Consider the following 17,421-nt stretch of genomic DNA (forward strand, 5'->3'; position numbering starts at 1 on the left):
TAGCCAGGATGCAGGTGACATTTTAGAGTTGCTTCTAAGGCATAATATAGAAGGGGCTTTAGGTCTAGTTTATATTACATTTTTGATGTCCACGTTTATTCTTGTGGCGTATTTTCAATCTCAAGTGCGCCAGTATGTATTTGCTAATACAGTACTCAATGAAAATGTTAATTTTAGTTCATCCCTCACCACAATCTCACTTGCTTGGTTAATGATGTCTAATTTTTTACTGGTGTTGGTGACCCTTGGATTAGGCACACCTTGGGCAAAAGTGAGACGAGCAAAGTTGATATTAAAAAACACCTTAGTGGATGTTGAACATGGTATCGATGGATTCATTACCCAACAACAAGATAAGCTATCTGCCTTAGGTGAACAAATTGGGGACGCATTTGATGTTGATATTGGCATTGGTGTCTGAAGTTAAGGTGCAAGTGAAAGTTAATTTAGAAAAGGTCTACTAGATTGATGATTCAAGGTGTGTGGTTTAGTAAAGGCAGGGCGAAAAAGTACGATGCTACCCTCCAAGTAAGGCCCCAAAGCTATGTCATCAGTGTTGAAGGTGGTGAGTTACTGCAAGGTGATTTGCATCAACTTACAATCAGTGATCGCATTGGCAATGTAGAGCGTAAATTGACTTTAAGTGATGGTTCGGTGTTTGTGTCTAGGGACAATGACGCGATTGATGACCTTTTAAAGGCAAATAAAAATGGGCCTAGATTGATTCATATTTTAGAATCTCGGGTTGCATGGATATTGTTGGCACTGGTGATTACGATTGGCTCGGCTATAGCTGGATTTAGATGGGGTGTACCTTTGGCAAGTGAATTCATAGCTCACGCATTGCCTCATAAAACTAATGATCTGATCGCCAATGAAACCCTTAGTTTTTTGGATAAGTTTACTTTTAAACCAAGTCAATTAAGTGCAGCCAAACAAAAGCGTATTCGTGATCAATTTTGGGAGCGACTAGTGCCCCTTGATGAAAAAAATCAGCACATTAAATATACCTTGCACTTTCGTGCTTGGGATTATGCCGGTAAAAGTATTCCCAATGCCCTTGCGCTTCCCTCTGGGGACATTATTGTAACCGATCAGTTTATCAATTTAAGCCAAAATCAAGCACAAATAGACTCTGTATTACTGCATGAAATGGGTCATGTGGTGCACCGGCATTCTCTGCAAAAATTAATTGAAACTACCTTAATCGGTGCCACCATGGTTATGATCAGCGGAGACAGCAACAGTGCAGTCGATATGGGAGTTGGCTTAGGCTCGATCATGGTCACCAGTCATTATTCAAGAAATCACGAATATGAGGCAGACGCATACGCCTTTGAAAAAATGTTGCAAGCTGGTATCGATCCCCAAGCATTTGCCAAAATTATGCAACGAATGCAGCACTTCATGAATTCCAAACAACATGAGCGAAAAAACAATCGCACAGTGCGTTTGCCAGCATCTACAGAAAAACCACCACTAGGCAAAATTATTGACTACCTTAGTTCTCACCCCAGCACAGAAAAACGCGTGCAACAGGCCCAAGCTTATAGCCAATGTTTTAAACAAAAAAGTGCTACATGTGATCGCCTCTAACTCAGGCTAACCCTAAAGTGTGTTGTTGTGCCCATAGGCTTTTACTTTTACTGGGCAACATTTTCTTTTGCTTCTTATATGCCAGTTTCTTCCTTGGGTGGTTTATGCATTTCTTGGGCGTTAAAACGCTGCCCAGTAACACCCACACTATCGGGCCCAAGCAGGTATTGGTAGCTGGGCATAATTTCTTTTGGAGTAAGGTTGAGGGCGGGATCTTCTCCAGGGAAAGCTTGGGCTCGCATACTGGTGCGAGTGGCACCTGGGTTGATGATATTGACTCGTATTTTACTTGTGTTTTCAGTTTCTTGCGCTAATACTTGGGCCATGCCTTCGGTGGCAAATTTAGATACGCAATAGGCACCCCAATAAGCCTTGCCTTGAGTGCCAACACCCGAGCTAGTAAAGATGACAGATGCATCCTTGGAGACCTCTAGTAAAGGCAAAAGGGCTTGGGTCATCATGAATGGGGCCGTGACGTTTACGTGCATGACTAAGCGCCAAGTGCGCGATTCATAATTAGACATGGGGGTAAGTTGACCTAGTATTGACGCATTATGCAACAGGCCATCTAAACAGCCAAATTCCTCTTTGAGGACATCTGCAAGTTCCTGATAATCTTCGTCTGTCGCCGTGCGCAAGTCTAAGGGGTAGATCGCGGGTTGTCCGTAACCTGCGCCATCTATTTCATCAGACACAGACTCAAGTTTTTCAAGCGTGCGACCTAGTAAGATAACCGTTGCCCCTAGTCGAGCACAATCCATGGCAGCTGCGCGCCCGATACCACCACCCGCGCCAGTGATTAAAATAACTCGGTCTTTGAGCAGTGTGTCTACGGCAATATAGTTAAGCATAAAATTTATCGTCCTTAAACAAGATTATAAGATGCACCTTGAGGGCTTTTTATTGACTCATGTTGGGTCAAGCCTAGGTTTGGTGGCATAGACAAGGTAATTGACGTCCACATCACTGTCAGTCAGAGCGTATTTTTTTGTGATGGGGTTGTAGGTCATACCCGTCATTGCTTGAGCAGATAAATCTGCCAAACGCATATATTGGTGTAGTTCAGAGGGTTTGATGAATTTTTTATATTCGTGGGTACCCTTGGGTAACATCTTGAGCAGGTATTCTGCACCTATTATGGCAAATAAATAGGATTTTGGATTACGGTTGATGGTAGAAAAGAAAACCTGACCACCGGGCTTGAGTAACTTTGCACAAGCTGCAACAATGGCGCTCGGGTCGGGCACGTGTTCAAGCATCTCCAAACATGTCACGACGTCGTATAAGCCTGCTTCTTCTTCAGCCAGTTGCTCAGCAGTTATTTGTCTGTAATTCACCTCCACACCACTTTCTAAGCTATGCAGTTGTGCCACCTTTAAAGGTGCCTCTCCCATATCTATGCCGGTAACGGTGGCGCCTCTTTGTGCCATTGCTTCGGCAACAATACCTCCACCACAGCCAATATCGGCTACTTTTTTACCATGAAGTTGTGCACGCTCGTCAATCCATCCAATGCGCAGGGGGTTGATCGCGTGTAAGGGCTTGAATTCACTGTCTAAATCCCACCAGCGGGCGGCGAGTGCTTCAAATTTGGCTATTTCTGCAGGGTCTACGTTTTGGTTCACAGTCGTGTTTCTTGCTAAGAAAAAATGACCTTCAGTATAGCGCGGAAATCGATTCACTGCATCTGAAAATTAGCATCAGCAGAGTCAGTTAATGATCTCTTTGTAGGTGGCAAATTAGCCTCTAATTGTGTTAAAATATCAGATCATCTAACGCCTTATTTTGGCGTTGTTCATAAGGGCGCCGGAAGGTAAGCTCGAAGCGTTACGCGCATAAGGAAATTGGCTTAATTATGGCTGAAATGGCTAAAGAAATATCGCCTATTAACATTGAAGATGAACTCAAGCAATCCTACCTAGATTATGCCATGAGTGTAATTGTGGGTCGTGCGCTGCCCGATGTGCGCGATGGCTTAAAGCCTGTGCATAGGCGTGTGCTGTTCGCTATGAATGAGTTGAGCAACGATTGGAATAAGACCTATAAAAAGTCTGCCCGTGTTGTGGGTGACGTTATAGGTAAGTATCACCCCCATGGTGATACTGCGGTGTATGACACTATTGTTCGTATGGCGCAGCCATTTTCTATGCGTTACACGCTGGTCGATGGCCAAGGAAACTTTGGTTCTGTCGATGGTGATTCTGCCGCTGCAATGCGTTATACGGAAATCCGTATGCAGAAGATCGCGCATGATTTATTGGCAGATTTAGACAAAGATACGGTTGATTTTGTGCCCAACTACGATGGCACTGAGATGATTCCTGATGTTTTGCCTACGCGATTGCCCAATTTGTTGGTGAATGGTTCTTCGGGCATTGCTGTAGGTATGGCAACTAACATCCCGCCGCATAATATCAACGAGGTAATTAGTGGTTGTTTAGCCCTGATTGAAAATCCTGATATTGAAGTGGATGAGCTAATGCAGCACATTCCTGGGCCAGATTTTCCAACAGCAGGCATTATTAATGGTCGAGCGGGCATTGTGCAAGCTTACCGTACAGGTCGGGGACGCATTTATGTGCGCGCCCGCTACCATGTAGAAGAGAATGCAAAAAACAATAAGTTGTCCATTATTGTCACGGAACTGCCTTATCAGGTTAACAAAGCGCGTTTGATTGAAAAAATTGCAGAACTTGTCAAAGAAAAGAAAGTTGAAGGTATTACTGAGCTTCGTGACGAGTCTGATAAAGACGGCATGCGCATGGTCATTGAGTTACGACGGGGTGAAGTGCCTGACGTGATTATCAATAATCTGTATACGCAAACGCAGATGGAAAATGTGTTTGGTATTAACGTAGTGGCTTTGGTTGATGGCCAACCGCGCACTTTAAATCTTAAGCAAATGCTCGAAGCCTTTGTGCGTCATCGCCGCGAAGTCGTCACCCGCCGCACTCTGTTTGAATTGCGCAAGGCGCGCGAGCGTGGCCATGTGCTCGAAGGGTTAATGGTGGCTTTGGCTAATATAGATCCAGTTATTGAGCTTATTAAAACCTCTACTAACGCTGCAGAAGCGCGCGAAAAACTGGTTGCCCAGAACTGGCCAGCAGGTCAGGTGGTATCTATGCTCGAACGAGCTGGGCCAGATGCCTGTAAACCGACTACCTTAGGCGCTGAGTTTGGATTGCATGGCGACCAATATCAGCTCTCTGATGTGCAAGCGCACGCGATACTAGAGCTGCGCCTGCATCGTCTAACAGGCCTTGAGCAAGATAAACTTGTTGCTGAATACCAGTTGTTGCTCGAGCGTATTGCAGAATTATTGGAAATACTGGGTTCTGCTGAACGTTTGATGGAAGTGATACGAGAAGAATTGGCGCAAGTGTTAGAAGCCTATGGTGACGAGCGTCGTTCAGAGATTATTGCTTCACGTCAGGATCTTACGGTGGCTGATTTAATCCCTGAAGAAGATATGGTAGTCACTATATCTCATGGCGGCTACGCTAAGACTCAACCCGTCAGTGATTACCAAGCCCAGCGCAGGGGTGGCCGTGGTAAAGCCGCTACGGGTGTTAAAGAGGACGACTTTGTAGAGCATCTATTGGTGACATCTTCTCACGATACGATTTTATGCTTTAGTAACCGCGGTAAAGTGTATTGGTTGCGAGTATTTGAAATTCCGCAAGCCAGTCGCACTGCTCGGGGACGTCCTATTGTCAATATTTTGCCTTTGGAAGAGGGTGAGCGATTAACGACTATTCTGCCTTTGCCAGAGGGTGGCTATCAAGAAGGTCATTATATCTTTATGGCTACGGCCAGCGGTACAGTTAAGAAAACCCCTCTTACTGCGTTTGCCCGCCCCCGCACTAGCGGCTTAATTGCCCTGGGCCTTGATGAAGGTGATACCCTTATTGGTGCCACAGTGACGGATGGTGATCAAGAAATTATGCTGTTCGCTAGTAATGGTCTGGCTGTTCGCTTTAGCGAAGATGATGTGCGTCCTATGGGCCGAACTGCGCGGGGAGTGCGAGGTATTCGCTTGGCTGAAGGTGCAATTGTTATTAGTCTTATCATGCCTCAAGCAGAGGGACGCATACTTACAGCGAGTGAAAATGGCTTTGGTAAACAAAGCCGCAATAAAGATTATCCCGTGCGTGGTCGGGGTGGCAAGGGTGTTATTGCTATTCAAATGTCAGCCCGTAACGGGGCTTTAATTGGAGCAGTTCAGGTGTTTGATGGTGATGAAGTCATCCTTATCAGTGACCAGGGCACCCTAGTTCGCACGCGGGCTAGTGAAGTGTCAGTGTTGGGTCGCAACACTCAAGGTGTCACCTTAATTAAAGTCCAAGAAGGTGAAAACTTGGTGCAGGTTGCGCGAGTGGCTGAAACCATGGAAGAGGACGCTGAAGAGGGGATAGATCTAATCACTCAAGAGTCTGTGGCAGATCCTACTTTGGCAGATTCAAATGAGGTTTCTTCGACGACGGATTTACCGGAACAGGATTAGCCTTATGGCCTTACGTCATTATAATTTTTGTGCTGGTCCTGCGGCGCTTCCCACAGATGTGTTGGAGCGAGCGCAAGTGGAAATGTTAGATTGGCAAGGTCGTGGCTTGTCGGTGATGGAAATTAGTCATCGGCATCCTGACTATATAGCCATGGCGCAGGCAGCAGAGTCTAAGTTACGCCAATTGATGGGTATTCCTGACAACTATAAAGTGTTGTTTTTGCAAGGTGGTGCAACTGCCCAATTTGCTTTGTTACCTATGAATTTGTTGGGTCATAAAACGCACGCAGATTATATTGATACGGGCATCTGGTCGGCTAAAGCGATTGCAGCGATGGCGCCATATGGTGTGGCAACAGAGGCGGCGTCGAGTGCTGAGGTAGGCTACCAATGTGTGCCTAGTCAAGCCCAACTCAAACTCAATGAAGATGCAGCGTATGTGCACTACTGTCCGAATGAGACGATTGGTGGTTTGGCGTTTGATTATGTGCCAGATACAGGATCTGTGCCCCTCATAGCAGATATGTCCTCAACCATCCTTTCAGAACCCATCGATGTGACTCAGTTTGGTTTAATCTATGCAGGAGCCCAAAAAAATATTGGGCCAGCAGGCATTACCTTAGTCATTGTTAGAGAAGATTTATTGGGTAAGGCTCAAGCAATCACACCTAATCCCTTTAACTATGCTTTGCAGGCTGCCAATGAATCAATGCTCAACACCCCACCGACCTATGGTTGGTATCTAGCGGGATTGGTATTTGATTGGCTGCAGCAGCAAGGTGGTCTTGAAGCTATGGCTGAGATCAATACGGCTAAGGCAAACTGCCTTTATCAAGCGATAGATGAAAGTCAGTTTTATGCAAATCAAATTGCGACTGCCAACCGATCTAAAATGAATGTAACCTTCACCTTAGCAGATGATGCTCTGAATGCTGAGTTTTTGCAGCAGGCCCAAGCCAATGGGTTGCTTAACCTTAAAGGTCATCGCAGTGTGGGAGGCATGAGGGCTAGCATTTATAATGCAGTGCCAATTGCTGGAGTCCATGCATTGGTCGCCTTTATGAAAGATTTTGAAAAACAACACTGGGCTTAAAATAATTATGACCAAGCCAGAACTTACTCAAGAACAAGAATTAGGCCAGTTGCGTCAAGATATTGATCAGATTGATCAACAAATACAAAGCCTTATTAACCAGAGGGCAGCGTGTGCGCAACGTGTGGCCCAAGTTAAACAAGTACATCAAGGCCACCAGGACGCTGTTTTCTACCGACCAGAGCGTGAAGCGCAAGTGCTGCGCCGGGTGATGGAGCGCAATCAAGGTCCTCTTGACGATGAAGAGATGGCCCGGCTATTTCGAGAATTAATGTCGGCCTGCTTGGCCCATGAGCAACCCATGCGGATCGCCTTTTTGGGCCCCCAAGGCACGTTCACTCAAGCAGCAGCATTAAAGCACTTTGGGCATTCGGTGATTAGCGCACCTTTGACCTCTATTGATGAGGTGTTCCGCGAAGTAGAAGCTAAGAGCGCTCATTATGGTGTGGTGCCCATTGAAAACTCCTCTGAAGGTATGATTAATCATACTCTAGATAGCTTCCGCCATTCCTCCCTTGTCATCTGTGGCGAAGTAGAAATGCGCATTCACCAAAACTTGTTGGTTAAACAGAATACGGATGTATCTCAAATAGAGTGCATTTATTCCCATTCTCAATCGTTAGCTCAATGTCGCTCGTGGCTCGATAACCATATGCCACAGGCAGAACGTTTTGCAGTGAGCAGTAATGCAGAGGCGGCCCGTCGGGTGGCAAAAGAGGAAGGGGTGAGTGCTGGCAAAGTGGCAGCTATTGCAGGTCTTATGGCTGCTGAGCTATATGAATTAGAGGTTAAGCACGCAAATATTGAGGATCAGCCAGATAATACGACACGTTTCTTAATTATTGGCCACGCCGCTGTGCCAGCTTCTGGACAGGATAAAACGTCTTTACTGGTACTCGCCCGCAACAAACCCGGCGCCCTGTATCATATCCTAGAGCCATTCCACCGCCATGATGTCAGCATGACAAGTATTGAGTCGAGACCATCAGGGCAGGGTGCTTGGGGTTATGTGTTCTACATTGATTTTGAAGGGCATCATAGCGATACCAAAGTGCAACAAGTGTTAAAAGATCTTGATCAAGACTCTGTAGAAGTGCGGCTACTCGGTTCGTACCCGCAGGCGGTACTCTAATGACGTCAGCGACTTTGTCGTTTTGCCATGGCAAGGTACTCGTGCTGGGTTTGGGTCTAATAGGTGGCTCTTTGGCGGCAGCGCTGCGACGCACCCAAAAGCATCAACTTTGGGGCTACGATTTAGATCAAGCCAGCATGCAGCAGGCACACGATCAAGGCGTAATTGACCATCAGGTTAAAGACTTAGCAACTACAGTGAGTCAAATGGATGTGGTGGTATTGGCGGTGCCTGTTAAGGCCATGGAAAAGGTATTGGCTCAAGTCGCACCGCACTTAAATACCCAAACCCTGCTAACAGATGTGGGGAGTGTTAAAGGCAGTATTATTGCGGCAGCTTATGAAGTGTTTGGCACACCTCCGCCCGGCTTTGTGCCTGGGCATCCTATTGCTGGTTCGGAACGCAGTGGTATCAATGCGGTTAATATTGATTTATTCGTTGATCATAAATTTATTGTGACCCCGTTAGCCACAAGCCACCCTGAGGCTATCGAAGTGTTAGGTGATATGTGGTCTGGGGTGGGCAGTGAAATTCTCTTGATGGACGTTGAAAGGCATGATGAAGTATTGGCTGCAACGAGTCACTTACCACACCTTTTAGCCTTTTCCTTAGTGGACACGTTAGCGTCAAATACTGACAATAAAGATATTTTTCGTTATGCAGCGGGTGGTTTTCGGGATTTTACGAGAATTGCAGGTAGTGATCCAACCATGTGGCATGATGTATTTATAGCCAATCGTAATGCTTGCCTTGCAACCCTAGATCAGTTTACTGCTGGGTTAGCCAATTTAAGGGAAGCTGTGGCCACAGGTGACAGCCAGACCATGATGGGTATTTTAACTCGCGCACGCAGTGCTCGGCATCATTTTGAAAAAATATTGGCAAACTCTGCCTATACTGGAACTATGACAAATACAAAACATTTTAACGTCCACGCAGGTGGTCAAGTCCGAGGTCGCATTCGTGTGCCTGGGGATAAGTCAGTCTCCCACCGTTCTATTATGCTAGGTGCTTTGGCGCAAGGTACGACCCATATTAGTGGTTTTTTAGAAGGCGAAGACGCCATGGCCACGTTACAAGCGTTTCGTGATATGGGCGTTGTTATCGAGGGTCCAGCCGAAGGCAAAGTGGTCGTGCATGGTGTGGGTCTTAATGGGCTAAAAGCACCACCTGGCCCTCTTTATGTCGGTAATTCTGGCACTACCATTCGTTTAATGGCAGGTCTTTTGGCAGGTCAAGCATTTGACGTGGAACTGAGTGGTGATGTGTCCCTCAATCAGCGACCAATGGAAAGAGTGGCTAAACCTCTGCGTTCTATGGGAGCTATCGTTGTTACAGCAGAGGGTGGCTGTCCGCCAATAAAAATTACTGGTGGACAGTTGTTAAAAGGTATTCATTACGATTTGCCGATGGCTAGTGCGCAAGTAAAGTCTTGCGTGATGTTGGCTGGATTGTATGCCCAAGGTCAGACGAGTGTGACTGAACCTGCCCCCACACGCGACCACACAGAGCGCATGCTCAAGGGCTTTGGTTACCAGGTTGACCGAACCCATGACACTTGCTCTCTCGAAGGTCAAGGACAACTGACTGCAACTGAAATAGACGTGCCATCAGACATTTCTTCAGCCACCTTCTTTTTAGTAGCGGCCGCTATTTGTCCAGGCTCAGATCTGGTCATTGAACATGTGGGCATGAATCCAACACGGATCGGTGTGGTTAATATCCTGCGCTTGATGGGAGCCAACCTGAGCGTTCAAAATGAGCGAGAAGTCGGGGGAGAGCCGGTCGCCGATTTGGCGATTAAATATGCACCACTTAAAGGTATTCATGTGCCAGAAGATCAGGTGCCCTTGGCCATCGATGAGTTTCCAGCACTGATGATAGCAGCAGCTTGTGCTAGTGGCACTACCACTATTACTGGGGCTGAAGAGCTCAGGGTCAAGGAGAGCGACCGCATTCAGGCGATGGTGGATGGACTCAGTGCGATGGGGGTGAGTATTAAAGGCACCACTGATGGAGCCATTATTCAAGGCATGGGAGCTAATACTCAATTTGCTGCTGCGCAAATAACAACCCATCATGATCATCGCATCGCTATGGCGTTTACTATTGCAGGCTTAAGGGCTGAAGCAAATTTAAAGATTTTAGATTGTGCTCATGTGGCCACATCTTTTCCTAACTTTGTCGAACTGGCACGTACCGTAGGTATCACCCTTGACGAGGAGTTTGAGTCATGAACAATGCACCAATTATTACTATTGACGGGCCCAGTGGTTCTGGTAAAGGCACATTATGTAAATTACTTGCCGATCGCTTAGGTTATCACTTACTTGATAGTGGAGCCTTATACCGCTTGGTTGCTTTGGCTGCTGAGCATCATGGTGTAAGTGCTGAAAATGAGTTAGCCGTCGCCGATATAGCAGCCTGTTTAGATGTGCAATTCAAGGCCCAAGGTGATGGTGTTCAGGTGGTGTTAGAAGGAGAGGACGTCAGTGCGTCAATTCGCACGGAAGCCTGTGGTATGAATGCTTCCAAGGTGGCTAGTCTGACGCTAGTTCGTAAGGCATTACAAGAGCGACAACGGGCTTTTGCTGAACTACCGGGTCTAGTGGCAGACGGCCGAGATATGGGCACAGTGATCTTTCCAGATGCCCCGGTAAAGGTTTTCTTAACAGCAAGTGCACAAGAACGTGCTGATAGACGTTATAAACAGTTGAAAAGCAAGGGCTTGAGTGCTAGCCTGTCGGATATACTGATGAATATTCAGCAACGAGACGAGCTTGATGAAAATCGAGCCATAGCACCTTTGAAACCTGCTGAAGATGCGTTAGTCATTGATTGTACCCACATGAGCATTTTGGATGTGGAGCAAAAGATACTTACTTTTATTCATAGCAAAGGGATATTATAATTCCATTGCATAACTTTAACTAACTAGAGGCACTTCGAGAAGCCGGCACTATTAGTCAGTTCCGAGCGTATCGTCAACCTCATCGAGTATTTCCATGGGCGAAAGTTTCGCAGATCTGTTTGAAGAAAGTCTTCAACAGGTAGAGATGAAAAAGGGTTCTTTGATTACAGGTGTAGTCATTGCTATTGATAGTGAAGTCGTCACTATTAACGTCGGCTTGAAGTCGGAAGGTGTGGTTTCACGCAGTGAGTTTCTTGATGCATCTGGTGAAATAGAAGTCGCTGTTGGTGATGATGTCTTAGTGGCTCTGCAAGAAATTGAAGATGGCTTAGGATCGACCCAGGTATCTCGCGAACGTGCTCGGGAAATGGAACGTTGGCATCAACTAGAAAAAATCCAAACAGCTGATGAAACGGTCACTGGTGTTATCAGTGCTCGGGTTAAAGGTGGATTTAATGTCGAGTTGGGTGGAATCCGCGCCTTCCTACCTGGCTCCTTGATTGATACTCGTCCTTTACAAGATGTCTCACACCTAGAAGGTGTGGATTTAGAATTCAAAATCATCAAGCTTGATATGTTACGCAATAACGTTGTGGTCTCTCGTCGTGCCTTGATGGATGAAGCTAACAAAGCGCAGCGGGCACAGGTCTTATCGACCCTAGAAGAGGGTGCCGTGGTGAAAGGTTTTGTGAAGAACTTGACTGACTATGGCGCTTTCATCGATCTTGGTGGCTTAGATGGTTTGCTGCACATTACTGATATTGCATGGCGTCGCATTAAACACCCGAGTGAAATGCTCACTGCTGGTGCGGATATCGAAGTTAAAGTATTGAAATTCGATGCTGAAAAGCAACGTGTTTCCTTGGGTCTGAAGCAACTGCAACAGGACCCTTGGACCAGCTTTACAGACGTTTACCCTGTGGGCAGTCGTTTACCTGCAACCGTAACAACCGTGACTGATTATGGCTGCTTTGCTAGAGTCTCTGATGGCATTGAAGGCCTTGTCCATGCCTCTGAAATGAGCTGGATGAAGCGTAACTTGCACCCGTCTAAAATGGTTTCGGTGGGTGAAGAAATCGAAGTCATGATTTTGGACATTAACGGTGAAAAACGCCGCCTATCTTTGGGCATGAAACAATGTAGTGAAAGCCCTTGGGTTGCTTTCTCTAAGCAATACTCAGAGGGTGATAAGGTCTCTGGCAAGCTAAATTCTAAAACTGACTTTGGTCTATTTATAGGCTTAGAAGATGGTATTGATGGTCTGGTTCATGTCTCAGATGTCGATTGGAATAAGAGTGATGAAAGTTTGTTAGAAAGCTTCCAAAAAGGGCAAGAAATTGAAGCTGTTATTTTGTCTATTGATACAGAACGTCAACGTGTGGCCTTAGGCATAAAACAAATGACAGGCGATCCCTTCTCCGACTATGCTGCGGCTAACGCTAAGGGTTCTGAGGTCACAGGAATCATCGGAGAGGTCACTTCTGGTGGATTATTAGTCGATTTAGCTGACGGCGTGCAAGGCTTCTTAAAGCGTGGTGAGTTAGCCCAAGATCAGGATTTAGCAGACTTTAAGGAAGGTCAATCCATTACCAGCTTTGTCGCCAGCTTAGACCGTAAAGGGCGTTCTATAAGTCTAGCGATAAGAGCCCAAGAAGCTGCGCAGCAGCGAGTACAGATGCAGGAATTAAAGACCAAGCCAGTTGAAACTGAAGGCCCGACCACGATCGGTGACCTTATCAAGGAACAACTTAAAAAATAATAAGAAGGAATGGCTATGCGTAAGTCTGAACTGATTGAAAACTTGATTGATCGCTTTGAAAATATTCCAGTAAAGAATGTTGAACAATCGGTTAAGGCTATAATTGACCATATGGCTGACGCATTGGCCGCCGGCGATCGAATTGAGATAAGGGGCTTTGGTAGTTTTTGTTTACACTATCGGGCACCCAGAGTTGGGCGTAATCCGAAAACGGGAGACTCTGTCGATTTGGCTGCAAAGTATGTGCCTCACTTCAAACCCGGTAAAGAATTACGCGATCAGGTTAACGATAGTCTATAATAACCTATTGTTGATTAAGGTTTGGTTTCACTTCAGCCATCCTGTTTAGGTAAAAGCACGTGAAATTATTAAAAGCTGCAGTCTTCTTTGCGATCTCTCTGGTGGCCTTGGTTGTGGGTGTGTTGTTTAGCTCACGTAATAGCCAAGCGGTGTCCTTAGATCTTATTTTCTTTCAACTTCCTCCACTGAGTATGGCCATTTGGCTCTTACTCAGTTTGGCTACAGGGATGCTTTTGTGTGCGTTTATCTACAGCTTTATTACCTTTAAATTGAAACGTCACAATGGACAATTGCAACGTCAACTATCTAAGTTGAATGCAACTCAATCTAATCAGAAGATACCTTGATAAGTATGGACCTCTCCTTACTCTTAGTCTTAATTGCAGCTGTAGGTATTGGATGGTGGCTGGGCCAAAGAGAATATCGTCAAAAGCGTAATTCTCAATTAGGCCTTCAAGCTGACTATTACCGTGGCCTTAACTATTTGTTAAACCAACAAACAGATGAAGCTTTAGAGCTGTTTATTCATGCCCTAGAAGTCAATTCACAGACTGTGGATACTCACTTAGCGTTAGGCAGTTTATTTCGGCGCCGTGGTGAAGTTGATAAAGCCATTCAAATACATCAAAACCTCCTGTCCGGCAAAGGCCTAGATCAGGAGCAAGTAATGCTGGCAGAGCTAGAATTGGCTCACGACTTTATTAAAGCTGGGTTATTAGATCGGGCTGAAGAATTGCTACTTGATATTGTGCAACAGCCTAATCAGCAAACTGCTAATGCAACGGAATTACTAGTTGACGTTTATCAGCGTGAGCAGGATTGGCATAAAGCCCTAGAAGCTGGATCTGCTGCTCACGTATCAGCTAGTGTTGATTTAGCTCAGCGACTGTCTCACTTTTGCTGTGAGTTGGCAGAAGAAGCCCTGCAGTCTGATCAACAACAAGCAGGGCTAGACTATTTAAAGCGTGCTAAACGCCATAATGCTGATAATCCAAGAGTGAGTTTTTTACGAGCTCAATTAAGCATCCAGCAAGAAAATTTTAGAGATGCCAAAAGGCACTTGCTAATTATGGTGCAGCAAGACGAGCAGTTGGTGCCTGAAATCATTCAACCGTTGCGTTTATGTTTTACTCAACTTGGGGATATAGATGGATGGCGCGCTTGGTTGAATCAAGCGATGACCGAATATCCAAGTTCTAGCCTTTTGTTAGCTCAAGCTCATGAAATTGGTCAACAAAATGACTCTGATGCTGCATCCTACTTGACCGAAAATTTGCGTCAAAGGCCATCTTTAAAGGGTTTTAATTACCTCATAGATCTGCATATGCAGTGGGCCTCTGAGAACGCTAAAGATAGTTTACAAGTTCTTAAGGGCCTGACTGTGGCTCTTCAAAGAAGTAAGCCACATTATCGTTGCAGGCAATGTGGTTTTGCTGGCAACTCTATGCATTGGCAATGTCCTAGTTGCCACCAATGGGGCAGTACCAAACCCATCTATGGATTAGAAGGAGAGTAAGGTGCAGAAAAACGGCCCTATTGTGGTTGCCTTAGATTATCAATCTGCCGGTCAAGCGCTGCTGATGGCACGCCAGTTAGACCCCAAACGCTGCCGTCTTAAAGTAGGTAAAGAATTGTTTACCTCAGCTGGCCCTCAAATAGTGGATCAATTGCAGCACTTTGGTTTTGAAATATTCCTCGATCTAAAGTTTCATGATATCCCAAATACGGTAGCTAAAGCTGTTTTGGCGGCTGCGCGAATGGGAGTTTGGATGGTTAATGTGCACGCTAGTGGGGGTGCGCAGATGATGCAGACTACGCGATCAGCGCTAGCAGCCAAAGGTGGTCATCAACCCCTTTTGATCGCTGTAACAGTACTAACTAGTATGGATGCTGAGGGCTTAAAGGCCACAGGCATAGATCAATCCCCAGCTGAACGGGTATTATCATTAGCCCATCTGAGTCAGGACTCGGGCTTTGATGGTGTGGTTTGTTCAGCCCAAGAAGCCTCACTATTGAAGAGCCAATTAGGCCCTGAGTTTAAATTGATCACCCCAGGTATAAGGCCGTCTTTTGCTACAGTAGGTGACCAAAAGCGTGTTATGACTCCGGCTCAGGCAATGGCTGCAGGTAGTGATTTTCTAGTCATTGGCAGGCCGATTACGGGAGCTGATGACCCTATGCAAGCTCTAGCACTGATTGAAGAAGAGCTGGCTTAGCCATTAATTGAAACAAGGTTAAATTATCCAACCTAGCGCTTATGAAGTTCTGTGCTAGGCTTAGTGAGTCTCAAGGATTTAGAGGCTCATTTGATTTAATCAAGGAGTAGATTATGAAACTAACTCGTAAAATAGCCCTGCTGCTATTCGTCAGTACAATCACCTTGGGGTCCTTTACACCCCTTTCTTTAGCTGAAGACGCATTACCCATTAACCTCAATACAGCCTCTGCGGTTGACATTGCCGAGGCCATTGATGGCGTTGGTGAGGTCAGGGCTGCTGCTATTATTTCATTACGTGAGGAGCTTGGAGGATTTACTATGCTCGAGCAATTGCTTGATGTCAAAGGCATAAGTGAGGTTACCCTCGCACGCATTCGTTCTATAATCGTGCTAGAGTAACTGTTCACTCTATGATGGATATCGTGCCTATAAAGTTTTGGCGCTATATCCATCGCAGTCACAGTAATGTGTAGTACTTTTGTATAAGGACATCAACAATGGCCATGACATGGCAAGGTTTGTTAGCTGATCAGCGTTTTGGCAAGCCCTATACCGAACAACACCACCAAGGCCGCACACCATTTCACAAAGACTACGATAGGCTGATCTTCTCTAGTGCCTTTCGACGGATGGGACACAAAACTCAAGTCCATTCATTGTCTCATAATGATCATGTTCATAACCGCTTAACCCACAGTCTAGAGGTCTCTAGTGTGGGTCGAAGTTTAGGTATCCAAGTAGGGCAAAGCCTAAAGCATCAGGCCCAATGGCCAGAGTGGATTGAGCCTCATGACCTGGGAGCCATTGTGCAATCGGCTTGCTTAGCTCATGACATAGGTAATCCACCATTTGGTCATTTTGGTGAGAGTTCAATTCGTCACTGGTTCGCTAATTATGCGCAGCAAGGTGGCATGGCCCATTTAAGCGCTGCTGAGCAGGCAGATTTACTTAATTTTGAAGGTAATGCGCAGGGCTTACGAACCCTTACACAGCTAGAATATCACCAGTTTAATGGAGGTATGCGCCTCACTTATGCGACCCTGGGAAGCTTTCTTAAATACCCCTGGTTATCAAATTCAAAGCAGTGTGAACGCAAATCTAAGTTTGGCGCCTTGCAATCTGAGAAACATATATTGGCTGACATAGCAGGCCGTTTAGGTTTGTTGCAGCAGTCGGACTTTGAGTGGTGTCGCCACCCATTGGTTTATTTAATGGAGGCTGCTGATGATATCTGTTACGCCATTATTGATTTAGAAGATGGGGTAGAACTGGGTATTATAGATGAACAGGATGTGTTGGAGTTGTTAGCGCCCATTACCGGCAAATTGGCAGTTCCCGGACGCACCGCCATGGTCGATGTGTATTACTCAACCCGTCGTTTAGCCTTGTTGCGGGGTAAGGTTATTGACCATCTTGTGCAGTCGGCAGCGCATGCGTTTATGAAGCATATTCCCGCTCTATTGGAAGGTCAGTTGGAGGGAGATTTGATCTCACATTGTGATCTTGTGACCCAACAAATTATTGGTGATGCTAAGGGGCTGGCCAAAAATCGCATATTTTTGGCGCCTGAACGGCATCGCACCGAGTTGGCCGCTTATTCAGTCCTAGAAAAATTACTTGATGGGTTTGTGCCTGCAGTGCTTGCCTTGGACCAACAAATGGGAGACGCAAGGTTATCTTTTAAAGCTGAAAAGCACCTGGCCCTGATGGGTGCCCATCGGCCTGAAAAAGGGGCTACAGCTTATCAAGCATTATGTTGCACTATGGACTTTATTGGTGGCATGACTGACAACTATGCAGTTGATTTAGCCCGTCAATTGAGTGGCGAAATGAAATAAAGCTTAATAAAGGCACTGTTTTTTTTAAAAATAACCTAAGCTTAAGTCAGGTATAAATAACGCATGGATG

General features: G+C 45.8%; 16 protein-coding genes. 14 read left to right on the top strand and 2 right to left on the bottom strand.

The features are described 5' to 3' along the window. Window positions 1–28 precede the first annotated feature (28 nt). Both ABXT59_RS04920 and ABXT59_RS04925 read left to right on the top strand, forming a co-directional pair. Window positions 29–421 (top strand): DUF898 family protein, encoded by a 393-nt coding sequence (locus ABXT59_RS04920; RefSeq protein ID WP_443638091.1) that lies wholly within the window; start codon window positions 29–31, stop codon window positions 419–421. Window positions 422–468: 47 nt separating this feature from the next. Further along, a complete protein-coding gene (locus ABXT59_RS04925) occupies window positions 469–1,596 on the top strand; it encodes a M48 family metallopeptidase (protein ID WP_443638092.1) in 1,128 nt (375 codons plus the stop codon). 74 nt (window positions 1,597–1,670) lie between these two features. Here ABXT59_RS04925 and ABXT59_RS04930 read toward each other — a convergent pair whose 3' ends face one another. Together ABXT59_RS04930 and ubiG are read right to left on the bottom strand one after the other, a co-directional pair. Beyond that, window positions 1,671–2,447, bottom strand: a complete 777-nt coding sequence (locus ABXT59_RS04930) for a YciK family oxidoreductase (RefSeq protein WP_443638093.1) — start codon at window positions 2,445–2,447, stop codon at window positions 1,671–1,673. Window positions 2,448–2,504: 57 nt separating this feature from the next. Further along, complete coding sequence (gene ubiG / locus ABXT59_RS04935; protein ID WP_443638094.1) at window positions 2,505–3,221, bottom strand: bifunctional 2-polyprenyl-6-hydroxyphenol methylase/3-demethylubiquinol 3-O-methyltransferase UbiG; 717 nt, start codon at window positions 3,219–3,221, stop codon at window positions 2,505–2,507. A 230-nt stretch (window positions 3,222–3,451) separates the two neighbouring features. Between ubiG and gyrA the strand changes: the two genes are divergently transcribed. The 12 genes from gyrA to ABXT59_RS04995 all read left to right on the top strand — a co-directional run bounded on the left by gyrA (window position 3,452) and on the right by ABXT59_RS04995 (window position 17,351). Then, the gene (gene gyrA / locus ABXT59_RS04940; protein ID WP_443638095.1) at window positions 3,452–6,100 is read left to right on the top strand and encodes a DNA gyrase subunit A; all 2,649 of its coding nucleotides are present in this window, start codon (window positions 3,452–3,454) and stop codon (window positions 6,098–6,100) included. A 4-nt stretch (window positions 6,101–6,104) separates the two neighbouring features. Further along, window positions 6,105–7,193 carry a 3-phosphoserine/phosphohydroxythreonine transaminase gene (gene serC, locus ABXT59_RS04945; protein ID WP_443638096.1) on the top strand — a complete coding sequence of 363 codons (1,089 nt, stop codon included), beginning with the start codon at window positions 6,105–6,107 and terminating at the stop codon, window positions 7,191–7,193. A gap of 7 nt (window positions 7,194–7,200) precedes the next feature. Continuing rightward, window positions 7,201–8,325 carry a prephenate dehydratase gene (gene pheA / locus ABXT59_RS04950; protein ID WP_443638097.1) on the top strand — a complete coding sequence of 375 codons (1,125 nt, stop codon included), beginning with the start codon at window positions 7,201–7,203 and terminating at the stop codon, window positions 8,323–8,325. Next, window positions 8,325–10,562, top strand: a complete 2,238-nt coding sequence (locus ABXT59_RS04955; RefSeq protein WP_443638098.1) for a bifunctional prephenate dehydrogenase/3-phosphoshikimate 1-carboxyvinyltransferase — start codon at window positions 8,325–8,327, stop codon at window positions 10,560–10,562. Before pheA ends, ABXT59_RS04955 begins: the two co-directional genes overlap by 1 nt. Continuing rightward, the gene (gene cmk, locus ABXT59_RS04960) at window positions 10,559–11,236 is read left to right on the top strand and encodes a (d)CMP kinase (protein WP_443638099.1); all 678 of its coding nucleotides are present in this window, start codon (window positions 10,559–10,561) and stop codon (window positions 11,234–11,236) included. The genes ABXT59_RS04955 and cmk overlap by 4 nt, the downstream gene beginning before the upstream one ends. Before the next feature lie 94 nt (window positions 11,237–11,330). Continuing rightward, on the top strand, window positions 11,331–12,995 hold the full coding sequence (gene rpsA / locus ABXT59_RS04965; RefSeq protein ID WP_443638100.1) for a 30S ribosomal protein S1: 1,665 nt from the start codon (window positions 11,331–11,333) through the stop codon (window positions 12,993–12,995). A 15-nt stretch (window positions 12,996–13,010) separates the two neighbouring features. Then, the gene (locus ABXT59_RS04970; protein WP_443638101.1) at window positions 13,011–13,295 is read left to right on the top strand and encodes an integration host factor subunit beta; all 285 of its coding nucleotides are present in this window, start codon (window positions 13,011–13,013) and stop codon (window positions 13,293–13,295) included. Window positions 13,296–13,354: 59 nt separating this feature from the next. Continuing rightward, entirely contained in the window at window positions 13,355–13,642 is a 288-nt protein-coding gene (locus tag ABXT59_RS04975; protein WP_443638102.1) for a LapA family protein, read from the top strand. 5 nt (window positions 13,643–13,647) lie between these two features. Further along, the gene (gene lapB / locus ABXT59_RS04980) at window positions 13,648–14,811 is read left to right on the top strand and encodes a lipopolysaccharide assembly protein LapB (protein ID WP_443638103.1); all 1,164 of its coding nucleotides are present in this window, start codon (window positions 13,648–13,650) and stop codon (window positions 14,809–14,811) included. A gap of 1 nt (window position 14,812) precedes the next feature. Further along, the gene (gene pyrF, locus ABXT59_RS04985) at window positions 14,813–15,511 is read left to right on the top strand and encodes an orotidine-5'-phosphate decarboxylase (protein ID WP_443638104.1); all 699 of its coding nucleotides are present in this window, start codon (window positions 14,813–14,815) and stop codon (window positions 15,509–15,511) included. Window positions 15,512–15,624: 113 nt separating this feature from the next. Further along, complete coding sequence (locus ABXT59_RS04990) at window positions 15,625–15,912, top strand: ComEA family DNA-binding protein (RefSeq protein WP_443638105.1); 288 nt, start codon at window positions 15,625–15,627, stop codon at window positions 15,910–15,912. A gap of 98 nt (window positions 15,913–16,010) precedes the next feature. Beyond that, window positions 16,011–17,351: a deoxyguanosinetriphosphate triphosphohydrolase gene (locus ABXT59_RS04995; protein ID WP_443638106.1), complete on the top strand. Its 1,341-nt coding sequence runs from the start codon at window positions 16,011–16,013 to the stop codon at window positions 17,349–17,351. Window positions 17,352–17,421 lie beyond the last annotated feature (70 nt).

It is taken from the genome of Candidatus Njordibacter sp. Uisw_058 (assembly GCF_047730065.1).
GTDB lineage: Bacteria > Pseudomonadota > Gammaproteobacteria > Pseudomonadales > Balneatricaceae > Njordibacter.